Origin of the sequence: Paraburkholderia phenoliruptrix (assembly GCF_902859825.1) — a bacterium.
In the GTDB taxonomy this organism is placed as follows: domain Bacteria; phylum Pseudomonadota; class Gammaproteobacteria; order Burkholderiales; family Burkholderiaceae; genus Paraburkholderia; species Paraburkholderia phenoliruptrix.
The window spans coordinates 1-1,891 of record NZ_CADIKB010000106.1 but is presented as its reverse complement, the minus strand read 5'-3'; the positions used below and the strand labels follow the sequence as shown (position 1 = coordinate 1,891).

Below are 1,891 nucleotides of genomic sequence, written 5' to 3'. Positions count from 1 at the left end.
CCGCCCTGAAGCGTTCGCCCTCGAAATCCAACATTGACCATGATCGCAAGGTCGCATAATCTATGCCGCACCCGCCGTCCCAACCTTCAACTGTCTGTGGGACATTGCCGGTTTCGCTTGGGGTAGATGTTTGCATCAACTCGGTCATCGACTCTGCAACCGTTCAGGAAGGCCTGCTCGCTAGACTGCGGAATGTGCTGCACACAACCCGCATCGAAGTTAAATCGTCAAAAACGGAACTCTCATTGTTTCACGCGGATTCGTGGTTTGATAACAATCGCTCCGACAGCGTTCACTTACTAGTGGCAGTTCAATTGCGCAATGCGGCGAGCGAAATTCTTGCAAACGGCGTCAGCGAAGGCGCAAGTATGCTGCTTGTTTCAAGTCCTGCGATTGCTAGCCGTATGGGCGTGTCGTCTCCGTTGTGTCTACACCGACCGGCCAGAGGGCCGTCGGAAACAACGGCTGATGTGCTCAAGCTTGCGATTCGTTGGGGAGGGGGAACCTTCGACAACATCGGGACAAGCTGGCGAACGGGCCTTAGCAAAGAAGTCGCGCGGATCATCCGCTCGTCGTGCCGCTTTTGGCACGGAATGGAGACGGTAGACCTGGACGCAGCGGTAGGGAAGGCTGGGGCAGCAGGTGTCTGGCTAGCGACCGCGCTGGCAGCTGCGAACGCCGCTCTGACGAATGAACCACAGCTCGTAATCACGCAGGAAGGCAATGACCTACTTGCACTGGTATGCGAGAAACAGACATGAACAAAAACAAGTCACGTCCCGCTGCGCTTTTTATTGGTTTTGCTCTCACAATTCTCTTTGCCATGTGCGCCGTTGCCGTGTGGTTAGTCGCGCGTGAGCAGAAGTGGATTCTCGACAGACTGGTCATTGTCGAGCTATTGCTCTTCATAGGCCTGTTGATATCGCTGATCTTTACGAAATACTTCGAGGCTCTATTGCTCTGGCTTGCTTCGTTGCGGGCGACGCAATGGTTAATGCAATACGATAAGCGAAAGCAACCTGAGATGTCAGAAGGCACGACCGGAACATCACAGTCACTTGCGAATGCGCTGACGGGCCGGAAGGGCCGACGCTGGCGTTACCGTCAGCGCTGGGTACTTGTCGCAGGCGACGAACCACTCGTCAAGCGTCTGGTCCCGAACCTTGTAGAAACCGGCTACGCAATCGCCGGCAGCACCGTCCTGCTTTACGCAAAGCAAACCAGTAACACACTGGATACGAACTGGCTGGACCAGATCCGTCGGCTACGTGGGCGACGTCCGGTCGACGCAATCGTGGCCGTGACGCGCGACCGTGCCTCGGTAGCGTCTCCGTTCGACGCCGACGGACTCGCGCAGTGCCTTGCTCGCCACGCGCGCGCGCTGGGGTGGGCAGCACCTGCATATCTTCTCAACGTGACAGACTTTGGTGCCGAGTTAGAGGGCCAGGATGAAGCGATTGGCTTGACTTGGTCGAATCCGCGCATCAATGCTGACGATGTTGATACATCACTGAAAGATCTTAGCCGCGTCTTGGCGGAGTCAGGCGTCGTGCGTATCGCGCGCGACAAGCGCGACCGCTATCCGGCCGAACTCTCGCAACATATCGAAAGACTCGGCACCGCCCTATCGGGACTTGTCCCGCAAACAGCCAACTCACGCTCCTGGCGCCAGTCTGTTCACGGTCTTCTGTTCGCGCCGTTGTTTAAGGAGCATGAGCTTGCCTCCCCATCATTAGTGCAGAACGCTGACGGCAACGCAGACGACCCGGCAGAGGCAAATCCCCCCGGCCAGCGCCAACGAGCGATCTGGCAAACCATCGCCGACCACAGCCGCCAGCTCCACGGCCGCCGCATTGGTTTCCCGCTGTCGACGACAGCCGGATGGATAACC

At 57.5% G+C, this 1,891-nt stretch carries 1 protein-coding gene and 1 pseudogene; both read left to right on the top strand.

Features of this window, described 5'->3' with window-relative positions:
- Positions 1-62: 62 nt before the first annotated feature.
- Positions 63-761: a KPHS_23130 family T6SS system protein gene (locus tag HV711_RS33150; RefSeq protein ID WP_496401165.1), complete on the top strand. Its 699-nt coding sequence runs from the start codon at positions 63-65 to the stop codon at positions 759-761.
- Positions 758-1,891 (top strand): annotated as a pseudogene (locus HV711_RS33145) (ImcF-related family protein); the annotation flags it as partial. The gene HV711_RS33150 and the pseudogene HV711_RS33145, both read left to right, overlap by 4 nt.